Annotated in this window: 18 protein-coding genes and 1 tRNA gene; 12 read left to right on the top strand and 7 right to left on the bottom strand. The window is 56.8% G+C overall.

The features are described from left to right. Positions 1–11: 11 nt before the first annotated feature. Together Q1A34_RS02605 and Q1A34_RS02600 are read left to right on the top strand one after the other, a co-directional pair. Positions 12–1262, top strand: a complete 1251-nt coding sequence (locus Q1A34_RS02605; RefSeq protein WP_300030333.1) for an ABC transporter substrate-binding protein — start codon at positions 12–14, stop codon at positions 1260–1262. Continuing rightward, complete coding sequence (locus Q1A34_RS02600; RefSeq protein ID WP_300030330.1) at positions 1259–3871, top strand: bifunctional diguanylate cyclase/phosphodiesterase; 2613 nt, start codon at positions 1259–1261, stop codon at positions 3869–3871. Before Q1A34_RS02605 ends, Q1A34_RS02600 begins: the two co-directional genes overlap by 4 nt. 52 nt (positions 3872–3923) lie before the next feature. Here Q1A34_RS02600 and Q1A34_RS02595 read toward each other — a convergent pair whose 3' ends face one another. From Q1A34_RS02595 to Q1A34_RS02575, 5 genes are all read right to left on the bottom strand, one after another. Next, complete coding sequence (locus Q1A34_RS02595) at positions 3924–4655, bottom strand: hypothetical protein (protein WP_300030328.1); 732 nt, start codon at positions 4653–4655, stop codon at positions 3924–3926. Then, positions 4645–5175, bottom strand: coding sequence for an RNA polymerase sigma factor (locus Q1A34_RS02590; protein WP_300030325.1), 531 nt, complete (start codon positions 5173–5175; stop codon positions 4645–4647). Before Q1A34_RS02590 ends, Q1A34_RS02595 begins: the two co-directional genes overlap by 11 nt. A gap of 162 nt (positions 5176–5337) precedes the next feature. Then, positions 5338–5922, bottom strand: coding sequence for a YceI family protein (locus Q1A34_RS02585; protein WP_300030323.1), 585 nt, complete (start codon positions 5920–5922; stop codon positions 5338–5340). A gap of 588 nt (positions 5923–6510) precedes the next feature. After that, positions 6511–6876 carry a cupredoxin domain-containing protein gene (locus Q1A34_RS02580; RefSeq protein ID WP_300030320.1) on the bottom strand — a complete coding sequence of 122 codons (366 nt, stop codon included), beginning with the start codon at positions 6874–6876 and terminating at the stop codon, positions 6511–6513. Continuing rightward, a complete protein-coding gene (locus Q1A34_RS02575) occupies positions 6876–7400 on the bottom strand; it encodes a DUF4142 domain-containing protein (protein WP_300030317.1) in 525 nt (174 codons plus the stop codon). The genes Q1A34_RS02580 and Q1A34_RS02575 overlap by 1 nt, the downstream gene beginning before the upstream one ends. An 84-nt stretch (positions 7401–7484) precedes the next feature. Here Q1A34_RS02575 and Q1A34_RS02570 point away from each other — a divergent pair, with 84 nt between their 5' ends. From Q1A34_RS02570 to Q1A34_RS02560, 3 genes are read left to right on the top strand one after another with little or no spacing between them, the layout of a single operon-like run. After that, positions 7485–8495, top strand: a complete 1011-nt coding sequence (locus tag Q1A34_RS02570) for an AraC family transcriptional regulator (protein ID WP_366942799.1) — start codon at positions 7485–7487, stop codon at positions 8493–8495. 31 nt (positions 8496–8526) lie between these two features. Further along, complete coding sequence (locus Q1A34_RS02565) at positions 8527–8973, top strand: hypothetical protein (protein ID WP_366942798.1); 447 nt, start codon at positions 8527–8529, stop codon at positions 8971–8973. 57 nt (positions 8974–9030) lie between these two features. Then, positions 9031–9615, top strand: coding sequence for a uracil-DNA glycosylase family protein (locus tag Q1A34_RS02560; RefSeq protein WP_300030314.1), 585 nt, complete (start codon positions 9031–9033; stop codon positions 9613–9615). A gap of 116 nt (positions 9616–9731) precedes the next feature. Here Q1A34_RS02560 and Q1A34_RS22025 read toward each other — a convergent pair whose 3' ends face one another. Then, the gene (locus Q1A34_RS22025) at positions 9732–9968 is read right to left on the bottom strand and encodes a serine hydrolase (protein WP_366942797.1); all 237 of its coding nucleotides are present in this window, start codon (positions 9966–9968) and stop codon (positions 9732–9734) included. Between the two features lie 543 nt (positions 9969–10511). Next, positions 10512–10601, bottom strand: a tRNA-Ser gene (locus tag Q1A34_RS02555). Positions 10602–10748: 147 nt separating this feature from the next. Here Q1A34_RS02555 and Q1A34_RS02550 point away from each other — a divergent pair. From Q1A34_RS02550 to Q1A34_RS02520, 7 genes are all read left to right on the top strand, one after another. After that, positions 10749–11588 carry a DUF2059 domain-containing protein gene (locus tag Q1A34_RS02550; RefSeq protein WP_300030311.1) on the top strand — a complete coding sequence of 280 codons (840 nt, stop codon included), beginning with the start codon at positions 10749–10751 and terminating at the stop codon, positions 11586–11588. 1 nt (position 11589) lies between these two features. Next, on the top strand, positions 11590–12402 hold the full coding sequence (locus Q1A34_RS02545) for a DUF2059 domain-containing protein (RefSeq protein ID WP_300030308.1): 813 nt from the start codon (positions 11590–11592) through the stop codon (positions 12400–12402). A gap of 187 nt (positions 12403–12589) precedes the next feature. Further along, on the top strand, positions 12590–13255 hold the full coding sequence (locus Q1A34_RS02540; RefSeq protein ID WP_300030305.1) for a 50S ribosomal protein L21: 666 nt from the start codon (positions 12590–12592) through the stop codon (positions 13253–13255). Positions 13256–13266: 11 nt separating this feature from the next. Next, a complete protein-coding gene (rpmA, locus tag Q1A34_RS02535) occupies positions 13267–13536 on the top strand; it encodes a 50S ribosomal protein L27 (protein ID WP_300030302.1) in 270 nt (89 codons plus the stop codon). A 90-nt stretch (positions 13537–13626) separates the two neighbouring features. Beyond that, entirely contained in the window at positions 13627–14127 is a 501-nt protein-coding gene (locus Q1A34_RS02530; protein WP_300030299.1) for a GNAT family N-acetyltransferase, read from the top strand. Further along, positions 14124–14726 (top strand): LysE family translocator, encoded by a 603-nt coding sequence (locus tag Q1A34_RS02525; RefSeq protein ID WP_300030296.1) that lies wholly within the window; start codon positions 14124–14126, stop codon positions 14724–14726. The genes Q1A34_RS02530 and Q1A34_RS02525 overlap by 4 nt, the downstream gene beginning before the upstream one ends. Before the next feature lie 2 nt (positions 14727–14728). Beyond that, on the top strand, positions 14729–15265 hold the full coding sequence (locus tag Q1A34_RS02520) for a GNAT family N-acetyltransferase (protein ID WP_300030293.1): 537 nt from the start codon (positions 14729–14731) through the stop codon (positions 15263–15265). Positions 15266–15294 lie beyond the last annotated feature (29 nt).

The following is a 15294-nucleotide window of genomic DNA, read 5'->3' as shown; positions in this document are numbered from 1 at the left end:
AAGAGAGTGTTATGAAGCTGCCGGGATTACGACAACTGACAGCTTTTTGCCTGTTGTGGACAGCTTCTGTTCAGGCAGAACCCTTGCGGCTCTACATCGACGCGGATTTTTCGCACGGGACCCAGGCGGCCGATGCGATTGAGCTGGGTGTGCGGACAGCTCTTGCTGAATCCGGCAATGAGGTTGACGGGCACAGTATTGAGGTCCGGCCAATTGATCACCGTGGAAATGTGAAACGTTCTCTGCGAACGTTGCAGACCTATGGTTCGGATCCGAACGCACTGGCTGTGATCGGGGGGGTGAATTCGCCGCCCTATCTGACAAACCGTCGCCTGATCAACGAAGAAGGCTGGCTTATGCTTTTGCCGTGGTCCGCGGCAGGTCCGATTACAAGATCTCCGGAAAGCCGGGAAAACTGGATTTTCCGGTTGTCCATTGATGATACAAAGTCGGCCGATTTCTTTGTGCGCCGGGCAATAGAAGTACATGACTGCAAAGCGCCCGGACTGCTGCTCGTCGACACAGGGTGGGGGCGCGTAAACCGGATTGCACTGTTGGAAAGATTTTCGGCCCGGTCCGACATGGTCCCGCAGGTCTGGACGTTCCCTGCCGCGGTGGGCGAGGCCGAAGCTGCACGTATCGCCGGGGAGATCGGTGCAGCGGGACGCGACTGCCTGATCATGCTCGCCTCTGACAACAACGGCAGCCTGCTGGTACGTGAGATGTTCAGGCAGAATGTGTCGCCGCGTATCCTGAGCCACTGGGGCATCACGGCGGGCGACTTTGAGAAAACCGTAGCACATGAAATCCGCGAAGAAATGCGGATTGAAGTGCTGCAGACATGCGCCCTGACAGCCGAACAGATCAGAACGGTCAAGGTGAAACGTGTTCTGGCCTTGGCGGGCCAAGATCAGGGCGGGTTTCAGTCTCTGTCTGACGTGCCTGCAATGACCGGATTTGTACACGCTTATGATATAACGCGTATTTTCCTCGCAGCGACTGGGCAGGCGATGCAGTCTCCGAACTGGGCTGACGCAGATATTCATGCAAAACGCCGGGCCGTACGCGGTGCTCTGGAAAACCTGCAAACCCCGGTGGATGGTATTCTTAAAACATACAGGCGGCCTTTCAGACCATTCAGTCAGGCGGATGCCGATGCGCACGAGGCGCTTGGGGGTGATGACCTGTGTGTCGCCGCATATTCAGCAAGCGGACATCTGGTTTTGCCAGTTGCAGAACGCGGGGCCAGGCCCGGCCAATGAAAACCCGGATTACAATCTATCATGTTTTCTGGATGCTGCTCAGCGGCGTTTTTCTGTTTGCAGTACTCAGCTCAGCTGCGGCTGTCTGGCTGACGTCACGACCATATCTTGTTCAGTCTCAGCGGGATGCAGCGGAGATTCTGGTGGAACGCGAGGCGGCCAGGCTTGATCAGCGCATTGAACCGGTTACCAGCCTGTCGGTGTATATAGCCTCTGAACCTCAGCTGATTTCGTTTGTGATGGGCAATACGATTTCCATCGATCGGACGCTCGATCGTCTTGACGACCTCTCATTGCCGGTCGGACTGAGGCAGATCTACTTCTTTGACTACAGCGCGGATGTCATAGCGCGCTACGATGCCCCAATCCGGCCGGACGCTCTTGGTGCGCCGCGCCGTGAAAGGCTGGATGCGCAGGCAGGCAGGCTCGCCGAGCGGGTGCTTGGCACCGGCATGCAACAGTCCAGCTGGATGGCCGCGGAAGCCAGAGGAACAGTAGAGCAGGGACAGATCATGATCGCAGTTCCGGTGCTCAATGGGGGGCTGCCAGAAGGCGCTGTCGTTGCCGTCGCGGATATCACCCCCGGTACGGACGGACCGGGCGCGGCGCGTATGGGCGCTTTGTTTAAGATCGTTGACTCCACCAGTTCAGAAGCAGCGTCTGCTGATCACAGGGTCCAGCTGGCGGTTCCTGGCCTGACCATGGTGCTGCGCACGGACCCGTCGCTGATTTCGAGGATTGGCCAGGAACTTATTTCCAGCACTGTACTTGCGGTTGCGCTGGCGCTGTTCCTGCCCTTTGCAGCCTTTGGCTGGGCCGGGCGGCACACCATTCTGAAACCGCACGCAGATCTGGAAGCCTCCCGCAATAAGCTGCGCGCACAACAAAAAGAACTGACCGAACTCGCCTCAATCGCCCGCAAGGCCGAAGAGGCTATTCTTATTACGGATATGGAAGAGAAGATCGTCTGGAGCAATCCGGCTTTCTCGCGCATGACCGGTTACCGCAGCGACGAACTGATCGGTAAAAAACCGGGCGCTCTGCTGCAGGGACCAAACACAGATCAGCGCGAGGTTGATCAGATCAGAATCGCGCTGGAATCAACAGAGCCGGTGCGCGTGGAACTGGTCAATTACAGTAAACTTGGTTTTCCATACTGGGCGCGTATCAGTATCGCGCCGCTTTTTGACGAGCAGAACAATCCCTATGGATACATGTCGATTTCCAGCGATGTCAGTGAGCGAAAAGCACAGGAAACCCGGTTGCGCGAAGCACGCGAGGCCATCGAACATCAGGCATTGCATGATGAGCTGACCGGCCTTGCCAACCGCCGCCGGTTCAACGCAGTCTTCGAAAAACGCAGTCTTTTCCACGGCGCAGCCGCGATCGCGGTGATCCGCATTGACCTCGATCATTTCAAGAACGTCAACGATACCATGGGCCACGAAGCCGGCGATCATGTGCTTTGTGAAGTTGCACGGATTTTGCGCGAAGAAGTGCGGGAAAAGGATCTGGCGGTGCGGGTCGGCGGAGACGAGTTCATCATCCTTCTCGAGCCGGGTGCGGACATCAAAAGGGCGTGCTTTGTCGCCGAAACGATCCGCGCCCGCATTACCTCACCTATCCCTTACGACGGCAAGCTGATTCAGACAGGTGCCAGCTTTGGAATTGCCTGTTCAGGCTGCGGACTTGTGGATGCACCCGATCTTGTGCGGGCTGCGGATTCCGCCCTTTATGCGGCCAAATCTGCCGGACGAAACCAGTTGGCTGTTTATGACGAGCAGTTGCACCGCTCGGCGATTGAAACACGCGATACCGCGGAGCTCATCCGCCTTGGTCTCGGTCGTGGTGAATTCGTACCATATTATCAGCCCCAGTTTGATGCGGGCACGCGAAAAATTTCGGGCGTGGAAGTACTGGCCCGGTGGAAACAGCCAGACAAGGGCCTGTTAACGCCGGCTGCCTTTCTTGATGTTGCCGAACAGTTGTCCCTGCTCAATGAACTGGACAGGATGGTCACCGAAAAAGCGCTGGATGATATAAAAATCCTCGAACATGCGGGACTGGCCCCTCCCAAGATCTCGTTCAATGTAACGGCGGACCGGATCGCTGATCCCGAACTGGTTGCAATGGTCAGCAGGCAGGATCTGCGGCAGACACGGATCTCATTTGAAATTCTCGAATCTGTGTTCCTGGATGATCGCCCTGAATATCTTGATTTTGCACTCGACCTGATCCGCGATCAGGGGCTGCTGCTGGAAATTGATGATTTTGGGTCTGGCCATGCTTCCATGATCAGTCTGATGCAGGTGAACCCGGATGTGCTCAAGATTGACCAGCGTCTTGTTCTGGGGGCGCCGGATTCTGACGTATGTCGTGACATGGTGCGTTCCATTATCGACATTTCCAGGTCGCTCGGTATCGCTGTTACGGCGGAAGGGGTTGAGACCCCGGAACATGCTGATCTGATGATGGAAATGGGGTGCAACACTCTGCAGGGCTACCACTTTGCTGAACCTCTGAGCTTCGAGGAGCTGAGTGATTTCCTGCGTGCCGGGCATTCCGAGATGGTTGACAACAGTTCCGAGGGTGCCGCCGGCGCGCAGTGACGGGGTCCGCCCGGCTGGCTGTTTTTCTGTTACTCGGGGTCGACGCGGAAGGTTATACCCCCATGCTGGCAAACTGCGCCGCCATCCGCCCGATCAGGTCCTCGTCCGTTCCGCCGATCAGCAGATATTCATGCGATCCGTCTGACCAGTGCGCGGACTGCATGTTTTCCATCTGTCCGGTAACCGGGACCGAAGGCGATGTTTTGTCTGATCGGATGATGCACAGCGCCAGCGGCTCACCGGTTTTTGTGAGAAACGCAAGCTGCACCAGGTCATTGCCTTCAAAACTCAGAAGCTGCGCCCGTTTATACTCGGCTTCCGGAAAGGCTTCGAGCTGTGCCAGTTCGATTGATTTGCTGATTGCCGTACCCACTCTCACGAGTTCGGCGGCCCGGATGGCTTCGTCGGAATTGATACCCACCAGAGTGCTGGTGGCGTAAAGCGCCTGATAAGCGGCTACATAGTCCCGCCAGCCAGTACCGCGTTCGCCCGGCCAGAGGCTTCCGATCGCAATGCCAGCCACAAGAGCGACGCTGGCCGCGAGCGATATCTGACGCACATTTCCGGAGGCCACAGGTTTAGACTGCGGCGGTGCGCTGTCCGGTTTGAGCAGGCTTGCATAGCTGAGCGCCAGCCCGGCTGTGTCCAAGCGCAATGCCTTGACACGTGCTGCAAGCGCCGTATCGTGTGTGAGTGCTTCAGCAATTTCCTGCACCGGCGCGTGGTCGTTTTCTCCATCCAGAAAGGCAACCAGTTGTTCATCTGTGAAGCGCTTATCCTGCATTCTGCGTCTCCTCGTCGCTGAACTTTTTGCCCAGCGTGGCCCGCGCCGTCGCAAGGCGGCTCATTATTGTCCCGATCGGGACATCCAGAATACCGGCTGCTTCCCGGTAGCTGTATCCTTCGGCATAAACAAGTAAGACGGTCTCTCTCTGAGCTTCCGGCAATCTGAGGACCGCGCGCAGAACTTCCCTGTTCAGAGTACTTTCCTCCGGACCAGGCGAGAGGTCCTGAATGACCGTGTCATCGACTGAGACCAGTCCGCCACCCGTGCGAACGGCAGTTTTGCGCAACCCACTCACCCACAGGTTATGGGCGATCCGGAACATCCAGCTGTCCAGTCTGGTGCCGGGCTCAAAATGGTCAGCGTGCTCCATCGCGCGCAGACAGACCGCCTGAGCCAGATCGTCCGCGCTGTCCCGGTTGCCGGTCAGCGACAGACTGTAGCGCCAGATGCGCGGGAAGACGCCCGGCATTGCATGCCGAACACTTTCAGCCGCCGCCTTTGCGGACCAGATTTTCATCCGTTGTACATGTGCCTCTTCGCAGGGTTGGGTCCTCTGAACAGCGCCCGCTTGTCTGCTGTATCTGCACACCGGACCCTGCCGCCCGACCAGACTGTGTCAAAAACCGCCCCCGCACCAGAGCCGAAAACCGGGGCAGGGGCAAACTCATTACACAAGCGATCACTTTTCAAAGACCATACGCACTGCAACAGGCGTCACGCGCGTGATCCCGTCCAGAGAGGCCAGATCCATCAGCTTGTCGATCCCGGCCGTCAGACCCAGATCAGCAGTCGAAAGCATGATGAAGTCCGCCGTCGTGACCAGAACGCGGTCTTCGCCCAGCCGGGCGATCAGCATCGCGGCATCAATGGTATTTTCGGTTCCGGCATAGCTCAGGTCAGCTTCAATTTCGGAGATCATGGTGTCACCGGTCTCAAGAGCGGCGAGGCTCTCCATGTCGATCTGCCCCGAAATCACCGCCGTTGGTCCTGCTGCCTTGAAAACATATTCGATCATCCGTTCGTTCCGGATGTCGATATTAGTCTGCACAGAAGCCAGATCGATGCTGATCTCCAGCTTTCCCGTTTCGCTGACGGTGCCGGTAACTTTTGTGAAGTGATGCACCTCGCCAAAATCATCATTTTTGACAGATCCAAAGGCCACACTTGACTGGTCGTCAACAGAAGACCAGTTTGCGTGCCCACCAGCCAGTGCTGCAGACGTTGTGACGGCCAATGCACAGACAGCCCCAGTTAAAAACTTCATACTTCTTTCCTCCCGGTACAGGTGAACACCGCGTCCACATGTTCTGAGAACGCGCCGGGCAAACGAATTATTCGATGCATCAGGAAATTTTTTAAATAGTAATGCGGTTTTCGTGCATCAGAGCGTGCAGTTTTCAGGCCAAAGGCGAAACTCCGGTGAAACAGAAGCCCCGGTGCACGGAGCGTTTCCTGCGGCGAGACAGGTTGTCGTTTGAACAGGCGAAACTGGTCAGGAGTGCACTTTAAGCAACTGTTAGATGTTCACTAAAGTCGCTCTTTGCTGTGGGAAAAGTCTCAGACACCCAAATTTGCCCGGCATCCAAAAGGGGAAAAATGCGGCAAACGGTGTAATGACGGGAACGGAACCGGGAAAGGTGCGCTCGCTTGGTGCGCAAAGCTCAAATCAATCCACAACCGGGAAAATTTTGCCCTGGCGGCCACCGTACTTCCGGGCACGACGTTCAGCGCGGCAGACACTTAGAATACAAGCTGTCTTTGGTTGCGATACTGCTGACAGGGTTCCGGAAATTCTCTGCCTGGGCGGAAGGGTCAGAAACGGAAAGCGCCGGAGCCGCGGGTTTCATCCGGTTCATCGTGGTTCCCGGTTCCCCGAAATTTCGAGCGTGGCCCTCATATGCGGATGAAAAACGCAGAAATAGGAAGTTTCCATTCCTTCGGTGACGACAATCTCGGCGCTGCTGCCGTTCACGATTTCGCTGCTGTCCCAACCGAATCCGCCAGCGGTGGCGGTGTGGGGAGCCAGATCCTGGTTTGTCCATCGAATTGTATCTCCAACAGAAACCTCCAGCCGATCCGGTACAAATGCAAACTTGGTGATCTGCACAACGTGAATTCCGGGTTCCTGGGCGTGCGCACCTTTGCGGGTGAAGGCAAGTGCGGTCGCTGACACGACCGCCCCCACCAATACGTTGCGACGTGAGTGAAGCCGTTCCATCACTGCAAGGCTTTGACCATCATTTCAGCGTGCACTTCATGGGCCCTGAATATCTCCAGACCCTGCTCGAACAGCGCTTTCACTTCGGCATTGTCGATGTTGGGAATCATCGTATTTTCGACAAGGTCGTTGACCGCCTGGTGATAGGCGAGTTCATTGGCTGCATAGGCCGCGTCAAATTCCGCGCCACGCAACTTCACGAAACCATCGATGATTTCTTCAGCATTTGCATTCAGCGTCTGGCTGACGGGGTTGTCCTGTGCGGTCGCACCCAGTTTGTCGAGAAGGCCGAGCGCCGCTGCGTTGACGGCCGTGTGGTCGCGGATCATCGTGTTTGCGAATTCATGAATGTCCGGATTCGATGACAAAGCAAGCGCCAGATGGGCATAGCGGATGTCGATATTGTCGGCCGTATATGCGATGTGCGCAAATTCCAGATCATTCATCTCTGCAACGTCCTGCGCAGACGCCTGTGCGAGGGTCATGGCGACCGCCACGGCAATTGCGGATATCAGCATTTTCATTTTGAATACTCCATTGGTTGTTGTGATCCAACAGCAGTAATTCGAACCGGGACGCGGGATACATGCCTGAACGTCCCAACTTTCATGCAGATCGTTCAGATGTCTGTACAGGTGCGCATGGCGCCCTATTGTAGTGACATGCTTGATCTGCTCAGTGATATTCTCACCAACCTGTCGATGCGTGGTACGTTGTACTTTCGCACCTCCTTCACCAAACCCTGGGGCGTTGCGGTACCGAGTTACGAAGATGTGGCCCGGTTTCACTTTGCCCACAGGGGGAGCTGCATGGTGAGGGTCAAAGATGTGGCGGATCCTGTATCGCTGAACCAGGGCGATCTCATCATCATCCCGCACGGTGCATCACATGATCTCTACTGTGGACACGACCCGGAGCGCACGATCATGCCTTTGGATGTCGTGCTGGAGCGGTCCGGTTTCGATGGCTCAGGGGTGCTGGTTTATGGCGGAGATGAGCCACAAAGCGAGACCCAGCTCATCTGTGGCCATTTCGCGTTTGAGCCGAGATCCCGGCACATCCTGATGGAAAGGTTGCCGCCCTACATCCATTTGATGAACTACGGTGAAAGCGCGGGCCGCTGGATGGAAGCGACCCTGCGTATGATCGGGGAAGAGGCCGGCGGGCGCAAAATAGGAGGAGACCTGATTGCGCTGAAGATGTCCGAAGTGATCCTCGCCCAGGCCATCAGGAGCTTTATTGAAAACGGCGAAGCAAACGAATGGGCCCTCGGTGCGTTTTCCGACAAGAACCTGAGCCGGGCGCTGGATGCCTTTCACAAAGCGCCCGCAGAGCGCTGGACGGTCGAAACACTTGCCATTGCGGCAGGTATGTCGCGAACCGGCTTTGCGGTTCAGTTTCAAAAGATGATGCAGATGCCGCCGATGGAATATGTGACTGCCTGGCGGATGGAAATTGCCAAGAGGGTTCTGCAACAGAGCGATGCCTCCCTCACCGATGCCGCCGAAAGCGCCGGATATGCCTCCGATTCCGCATTTACCCGGGCTTTCAAAAAGGAGACCGGAGTGACACCAGCTGAGTTCCGCAAAGTCGATAACTCAATTCGTTCTGACTTTTGAACGATCTGCACAAAAAGGCGAACTATCTGGCATGTTTTTGAGAACGGATCGCGACCAGGTTTACTCTATCGAAGCCGGCAAACGGCACCTCATAGAGAAAGACAACACCATGTTTCCACGTTTCATCACAAAAACGATCCACGCCTATCTGGACTATCCTGTTGCCCTTGGTCTGATCGCCATGCCGTTTCTGTTCGGGCTCGGCGCAACTGCTCCGCTGGCGTTCTGGCTGTCGGTTGTAACCGGGATTGCTGCGTTAGGTCTGACGTTGCTGACAGACCATCATCTGGGTGTCATCCGCATTCTGCCCTACAGCCTCCATCTGACCGTTGACGGTCTCGTCGGGATTGCATTTGTGGCAGCTCCCCTTGTGCTGGGGTTCTCTGGCCTGGACTTTTGGTACTACCTTGGTCTCGGCCTGACGGTTCTTGCAGTTGTCGGGCTGCACCAGCCCGAAGAACAATCGGCAACAGTTTAAGCGAAACTCCTTCAGGGGCCGCAAACATCTGCGGCCCCGTCTCACAAAGGACAAAGCATGGGAAACGACCCGGCCTCTGAAAATCTTCTGGATGAAGTCCGTTCCTGTTCCATATGCAAAAGTCTCCCCCTGGGCCCACGCCCTATTTTGCAATTCAGCGCGTCATCCAGATTGTTGATTGTCGGGCAGGCTCCGGGGCGGATCACGCATCACAAGGGCGTCCCGTTTGATGACCCCTCAGGCAACCGGTTGAGAAACTGGTTAGGGGTGGATCGCACGACTTTCTACGACAAGTCAAAAATCGCCATTGTTCCCATGGGGTTTTGCTTTCCGGGCACTGGAGAAGGGGGTGATCTTCCGCCCCGGCCCGAATGTGCGCCAGCATGGCGCGACCGCGTTCTGCGACATCTGCAAGCGGTTGAACTTACGCTGATCATCGGGCGTTTCGCGATCGACTGGCACTTGCCGCAATATTCAGGCCAAACCGTGACTTCTTCCGTTAAATCATGGGCCGACGTTTGGCCCAGACAGATCATTCTCCCGCACCCCAGCCCCAGAAACAATCGATGGCTGAAATCCAATCCATGGTTTGAGGATGAGGTCATTCCTGCACTGCAACAACGCACGCGGGAACTGATCTGACTGCTTCGCCGAGTCTCACGTATGGATATTCATCTATTAAGTGAATGTTCCCGTAGGACAGCCACTAAGTGACCAGTGAACACAGCCGAACAGTAATGGCAGGAACGGGCGGTTCGTCAGCCAGCTGCATCTGTATTCCTGAGCTCGGGTATGCTTGCGCCAACAGACGTTTCCAGTGTCAGTCTCCCGGCCTCTTTTGAACGCATTGCGACGCGTGCAGTGACGGCCTTGCTTATCGAACCGACGGAGAAAATGGTATCATCGTCTGCAAAAACACCACGGCCGTCTGCGCCAAATCCTTTCAGAAACAGAACGGCAGAGCGCCGGAAAATCGCAACGGCGGCACGCGGCATCTGATCACGCTCAATCGTTCACAGGATATTTTCACAACGGCTACGCAATCGAAATCCGCAGTCTGCGCAAGGACGGGCGCTTCACACGGATAGACCTGTACAAGAATAGCACCGCAGAGTGGGGGGCCGCCGGAAGGAAACGGAAAGGCATTTGAAAACCCTTCGGAGAAACATTCTGGCGCGTTGTGCTGGAGTACAGGAACGCCTGAGAGCAGAGGTGCTCCCAAAGGCGTTATCGGCTGATTTGTCACAAAACGGTGGGACGGACACGAAGGAGGATGATCGACCAAGCCGGACGCGATGGAAGCCAGGCAAAAGGCCGCAAATAGACCACAAATTTATTCGCTCGCGCAGGGCAGGCGACTTCAGCAAACAGTCTTTGAGAATTCAATACCCGTACCCACATGATCGCTTGAAGAGATGGTGCGGCGCAGCAAACGTGATATCGTTCCAACCCTGGACGCTCTCATTGCATCTGCGATGCTACTGCCGATCAGTTCTCCGATCTGAAGGGAGCTGGCGTTTCTGATTCAGAAAAGCCTGTGGCGGAGAGACAGGGATTCGAACCCTGGGTAGGCTTGCACCCACAACGGTTTTCGAGACCGCCCCGTTCGACCACTCCGGCACCTCTCCGCGGGGGTCTGGTGCAGGCGGATTTATGCGCCTTTCCTGCCGCTGGCAAGGGAAGAATGGCCATTTCGGGCGCCACACGGGAATTTTCATTGCTCCTTATCCTTAAACAACTACCTTCCGGGGCAACGAGCCAGTGAGGAAAAAAACATGACATTCAGTTTGCGCGCCTGTTTTGCGGCGCTGGTGATGATGAGCGGTATGGTGACGGGCCCGGGTGTCGCCGCTGTCAGTGATACCGATCGTCTGGAGGCGTTTCTGGAAGTGACCGGGTTTGACGTGGCGCTTGAGAGTATCCGGCTTTCTGCGGAAAGCGCGCCATTGATGCTGGGGCTGGAAGCGGATGCGTTTGGCACCCGCTGGACCCGCCTCGCTGACGAGGTGTTCGATACAGAAATCATGCATGAAGAGGCGATCAGCATGCTGTCGCAGACCCTTGACGAGGAAATGCTGGAGCATGCGGTCAGCTTTTATGCCTCAGATCTCGGGCGCAGGCTGGTCGAGGTCGAAAACGCGTCTCATCTCAAGGATGATGATGAATTGAAAAAAGAAGCAGGTGAAGCGATTGTTGCGGGCCTGGTACGGCTGGGATCGCCCCGCCTTGCTGAAATCAAGCGACTGAACGCGGCAATCGGATCGGAGGATGCATCGGTACACGCAATCCACGAGGTTCAGGTCAGGTTTCTCATGGCCGCAGCTGTGGCCGGCGTGATCGAGTTGCAGATGGACGAGGCCGATCTGCGTGAGAACCTTGAGCGTCAGGAGGGCGAGTTGCGGCGCAGTCTGCAGATGTCCGCGCTGTCAGGGTCTGCCTATACCTACCAGGCCTTTCCCGACGAAGATATTTCTGCTTATGCCGATGCGCTGGAACATCCCACGATGCAAACGGTCTATGAACTGATGAATGCGGTTCAGTTCGAGATCATGGCGGGCCGTTATGAGGCGCTGGCAAAGCGGATGCGAAATCTGCAGCCCGATCAGGAGCTGTGAGATGCTGCGCGCCGTCCTGCTCGCGGTAACGCTGGTCTGGCCGGGCACAGCTGTTCTCGCAGACGCCCGTATCACGGTTCTGATGGATCTGCTCCGCGTCAGCGAGGTCACGGCAATTCTGCGCAGTGAAGGGTTGGACTATGCGGGCGAAATTGATGCGGAAATGCTGAATGGCCACGGTGGTGGTTTTCTGAACCAGCATGTCGGGCAGATCTACAGCCAGTCGCGCATGGACGAGCACATTTATGCATCGCTGAGTGTCGGAATGACCTCTGCGCAGGCCGATGCGGCGATTGAGTGGTTCGGGTCTGACACAGGCAGTCGCATCGTGGCACTGGAGAACGCAGCCAGGCGCGCAATGTCTGATCCGGCGGTTGAGGAAGCCGCGCGCGCAGCATGGGAGCAGAACATCGACACAGATGACGGTAATGCGGCACTGGTCGTGGGATACATGGAAGACCTCGATCTGATCACGCGCAATGTGTCGGGCACCATGACGTCAAACTACCAGTTTCTTCTTGGATTGTCAGATGGTGGGCTTTTTGAGCAGACCGAAGACCAGATGCTGGCCGAGGTCTATTCCCAGCGCGACGAAATTCAGGCTGACACAGAAAGCTGGCTGGGGGCCTTTCTGCTGATGGCCTATCAGCCGGTGAGCGCAGAGGATCTGGACGCCTATATGCAGTTCTCTGTCTCAGACAGCGGTCGGGCCCTGAATGCCGCGCTTTTCGAAGGTTTTGACGGTATGTTCAGCGAGATTTCCTATGCTCTGGGCAGGGCCGTTGCGCTCAGTGCGGCTGGCAACGACATCTGAACGATGCGGCGCTTGACAAAGCGGGCCGACTGGTGCATCTGGCGGCTTCACTCAGGCCGGGCGGATAAAACCGGCAGGTCTGTTTTCAACGTACATCCCCAGACGGGATGCGCAGTCCGAGGTGGCCATCAGGCCGAAACACCCGGTTCCGGGGACCACAGGACGCGGCAGAGAAAAGGAAAGACGCATGTTTGCGGTTCTCAAGACCGGCGGCAAGCAGTACAAAGTTCAGGCCGGAGATATGCTCCGTGTCGAGAAACTGGCAGCTGACGCAGGCGAAACAATACAATTCAACGAAGTTCTGATGCTCGGCGGCGACAAAACCGTTGTGGGCGCACCTTTCGTGAAAGACGCAGGTGTTCAGGCCGAGGTCGTGGACCAGGTCAAAGGCGAAAAGGTTATCAACTTCGTCAAGCGCCGCCGGAAGCACTCTTCCAAGCGCACGAAAGGTCACCGTCAGAAGCTGACACTGATCAAAGTCACAGACATCCTGGCATCCGGCGCTGACAAGTCGGGCGTGAAAGCTGCTATGGGCGCAGGCTCCGTGTCGGCATCTGCTGTTGCAGCGGCTGCACCGAAGAAAGCAGCGCCGAAGAAAGCCGAAGCCAAATCGGAGGCTCCGAAAGCCAAAGCAGAGCCCAAGGCGGCTGCAGGTGCGGATGATCTGAAAAAGCTGTCCGGCGTTGGCCCGGCGCTTGAGAAAAAGCTGATCGAAGGCGGCGTGACCACCTTTGCTCAGATTGCAGCATGGACCGAAGAGGACGTTGCTGCTATGGACGAGAAACTGTCGTTCAAAGGCCGGATCGAGCGCGAAGGCTGGATCGAACAGGCCAAAGAACTGGCTAAAGGCTAAGGAGAGACCAGATGGCACATAAAAAAGCAGGTGGTTCATCCCGTAACGGCCGCGACTCAGCGGGTCGCCGTCTTGGCGTGAAACTCTACGGTGGTCAGCAAGCGATCCCCGGCAACATCATTGTCCGTCAGCGCGGGACAAAGTTCTGGCCGGGCGAAGGTGTTGGTATGGGCAAAGACCATACAATCTTTGCAACCGTTGATGGCGCAGTGACCTTTCACAAAGGTCTGAAAAACCGCACATTTATTTCGGTTCTGCCAGCGGCGGAGGCCGCAGAGTAAGCCGCACCCACAAGGTTTGAAAATCACGGGATCGGCGGAACCGCCGGTCCTTTTTTTATTTCTGCCACACCCAAGTGTTAGGCCAAGACGATGTCAGAATGCATCCAGACCAAACGCCTCGTGCTGCGTCCCCATCAGGCAGGGGATGCGGCGGCTTTGGTAGCGCTCATTGGCAATCGCAATGTGGCGCGCTGGTTGCCGCATGTGCCGCATCCCTACACCGAGGCTGACGCGCAGGCATTTTTTGCCCGGCGTCGTGAGCGGGATGAGGCCCTTGCCATCACCCTGGACGGCGTGCTGATTGGCGGTTGCGGGATTGATGAGGAGCTTGGCTATTGGCTGGGCGAGCCATATTGGGGTCAGGGATACGCCAGCGAGGCTGCCCGCGCACTGATCGACAGATACTTTGAACAGACGCAGGCGCCGCTGATGTCAGGGCACCGGATCGGCAATGCGGCCTCGCGCCGGGTGCTCTGCGGGCTTGGCTTCACGGATACGGACCGTGCGTGGCACCACAGCCTTCTGGAAGATGCAGAGATTGAGGTCCAGCATATGATGCTTCCTGCGGATCGGTGGGCGGCAGTTCAATGAGTGTCGCAGTCGCGAGTTTTGCGGTTTTTGCCGCCAGTCAGATCGGCACTCCGGGCCCCGCGAATATGGCGCTGATGGCGACCGGTGCACGTTTTGGTTTCAGGCCTGCGCTGCCTTTTGTCGCTGGCGTCGCACTGGGCAAACAGCTGGTCATCTGGCCTGTGGGTTTCGGACTGATGGAGCTGGCGGACAGGGCCCCCTGGGTGTTCGAAATGCTCAAATACCTCTCGGCCGCATATATCATCTGGCTTGCGTGGAAGGTGGCAAACCTGCGTCTGGGAACCGACACAGGGCAGGGGGCCGCACCCGGATTCGCCGCGGGACTGATTGTGCATCCGCTGAACCCCAAAGCCTGGGCGATGATTGTCGGCGGTTTTACCGCATTTGTTGCCCCGGGCACGCCCACTCTTGAGGCAACAGCAACTATTGCTGCGATATTGCTCGCCTGCCAGCTGCTTTTGCATCCCATGTGGACACTTGCTGGTGAGGGCATCGCGCGCACCGTAGCGGGAACGCGCGCGGAACCTTATCTGATGTGGACCCTTGCTGCCCTTACGGTTGCATCGGTGCTTTTCGTACTGTTCGGAGGAGGAACATGACGATGGAAATGAAGAAAATACCTGTTCAGGCTGTCATCGAGACGGAGCGGTTTGATCTGCGTCCGCTGCGCCGTTCTGACATGGGGCTGATCCAGCTTTATTGGAGCGACGAACGGGTTGCCCGCATGACCACCTCGATCCCGCATCCGGTACCACCCGGTATGACAGAGGCGTTTGTTGATCGCGCGCTTGCTGACGCGCGCGAAGAAGACATCTGGGCGATGGATGGCACAAAAGGCGGCGCCTCGGAACTGATGGGGCTGATATCTCTGGAGCGGATGGACCGCGAGCAGTCCGAGGTTGGGTACTGGGTCGCGCCGCCCTACTGGAATACCGGGCTGGCGTCCGATGCGGTGCAGGCGCTTGTCGGGGCCAATCCGATGAAAAACAAGACCATGTTCGCCAGTGTGTTTCAGGATAATCCAGCGTCGGCACGTGTGCTGACGCATTGCGGATTTGAATATCTCGGGGATGCTGAAAGCTTTTGTGTGGCCCGGGATACCACCGTGCCCACCTGGACATACCTGAAAAAACTGTGATTGAGGCCAGGACCCTGTCACGCTAGGAA

It is taken from the genome of uncultured Roseobacter sp., from assembly GCF_947491795.1.
Lineage (GTDB): Bacteria > Pseudomonadota > Alphaproteobacteria > Rhodobacterales > Rhodobacteraceae > Roseobacter.
This window is presented reverse-complemented; position numbering and strand designations above follow the sequence as displayed.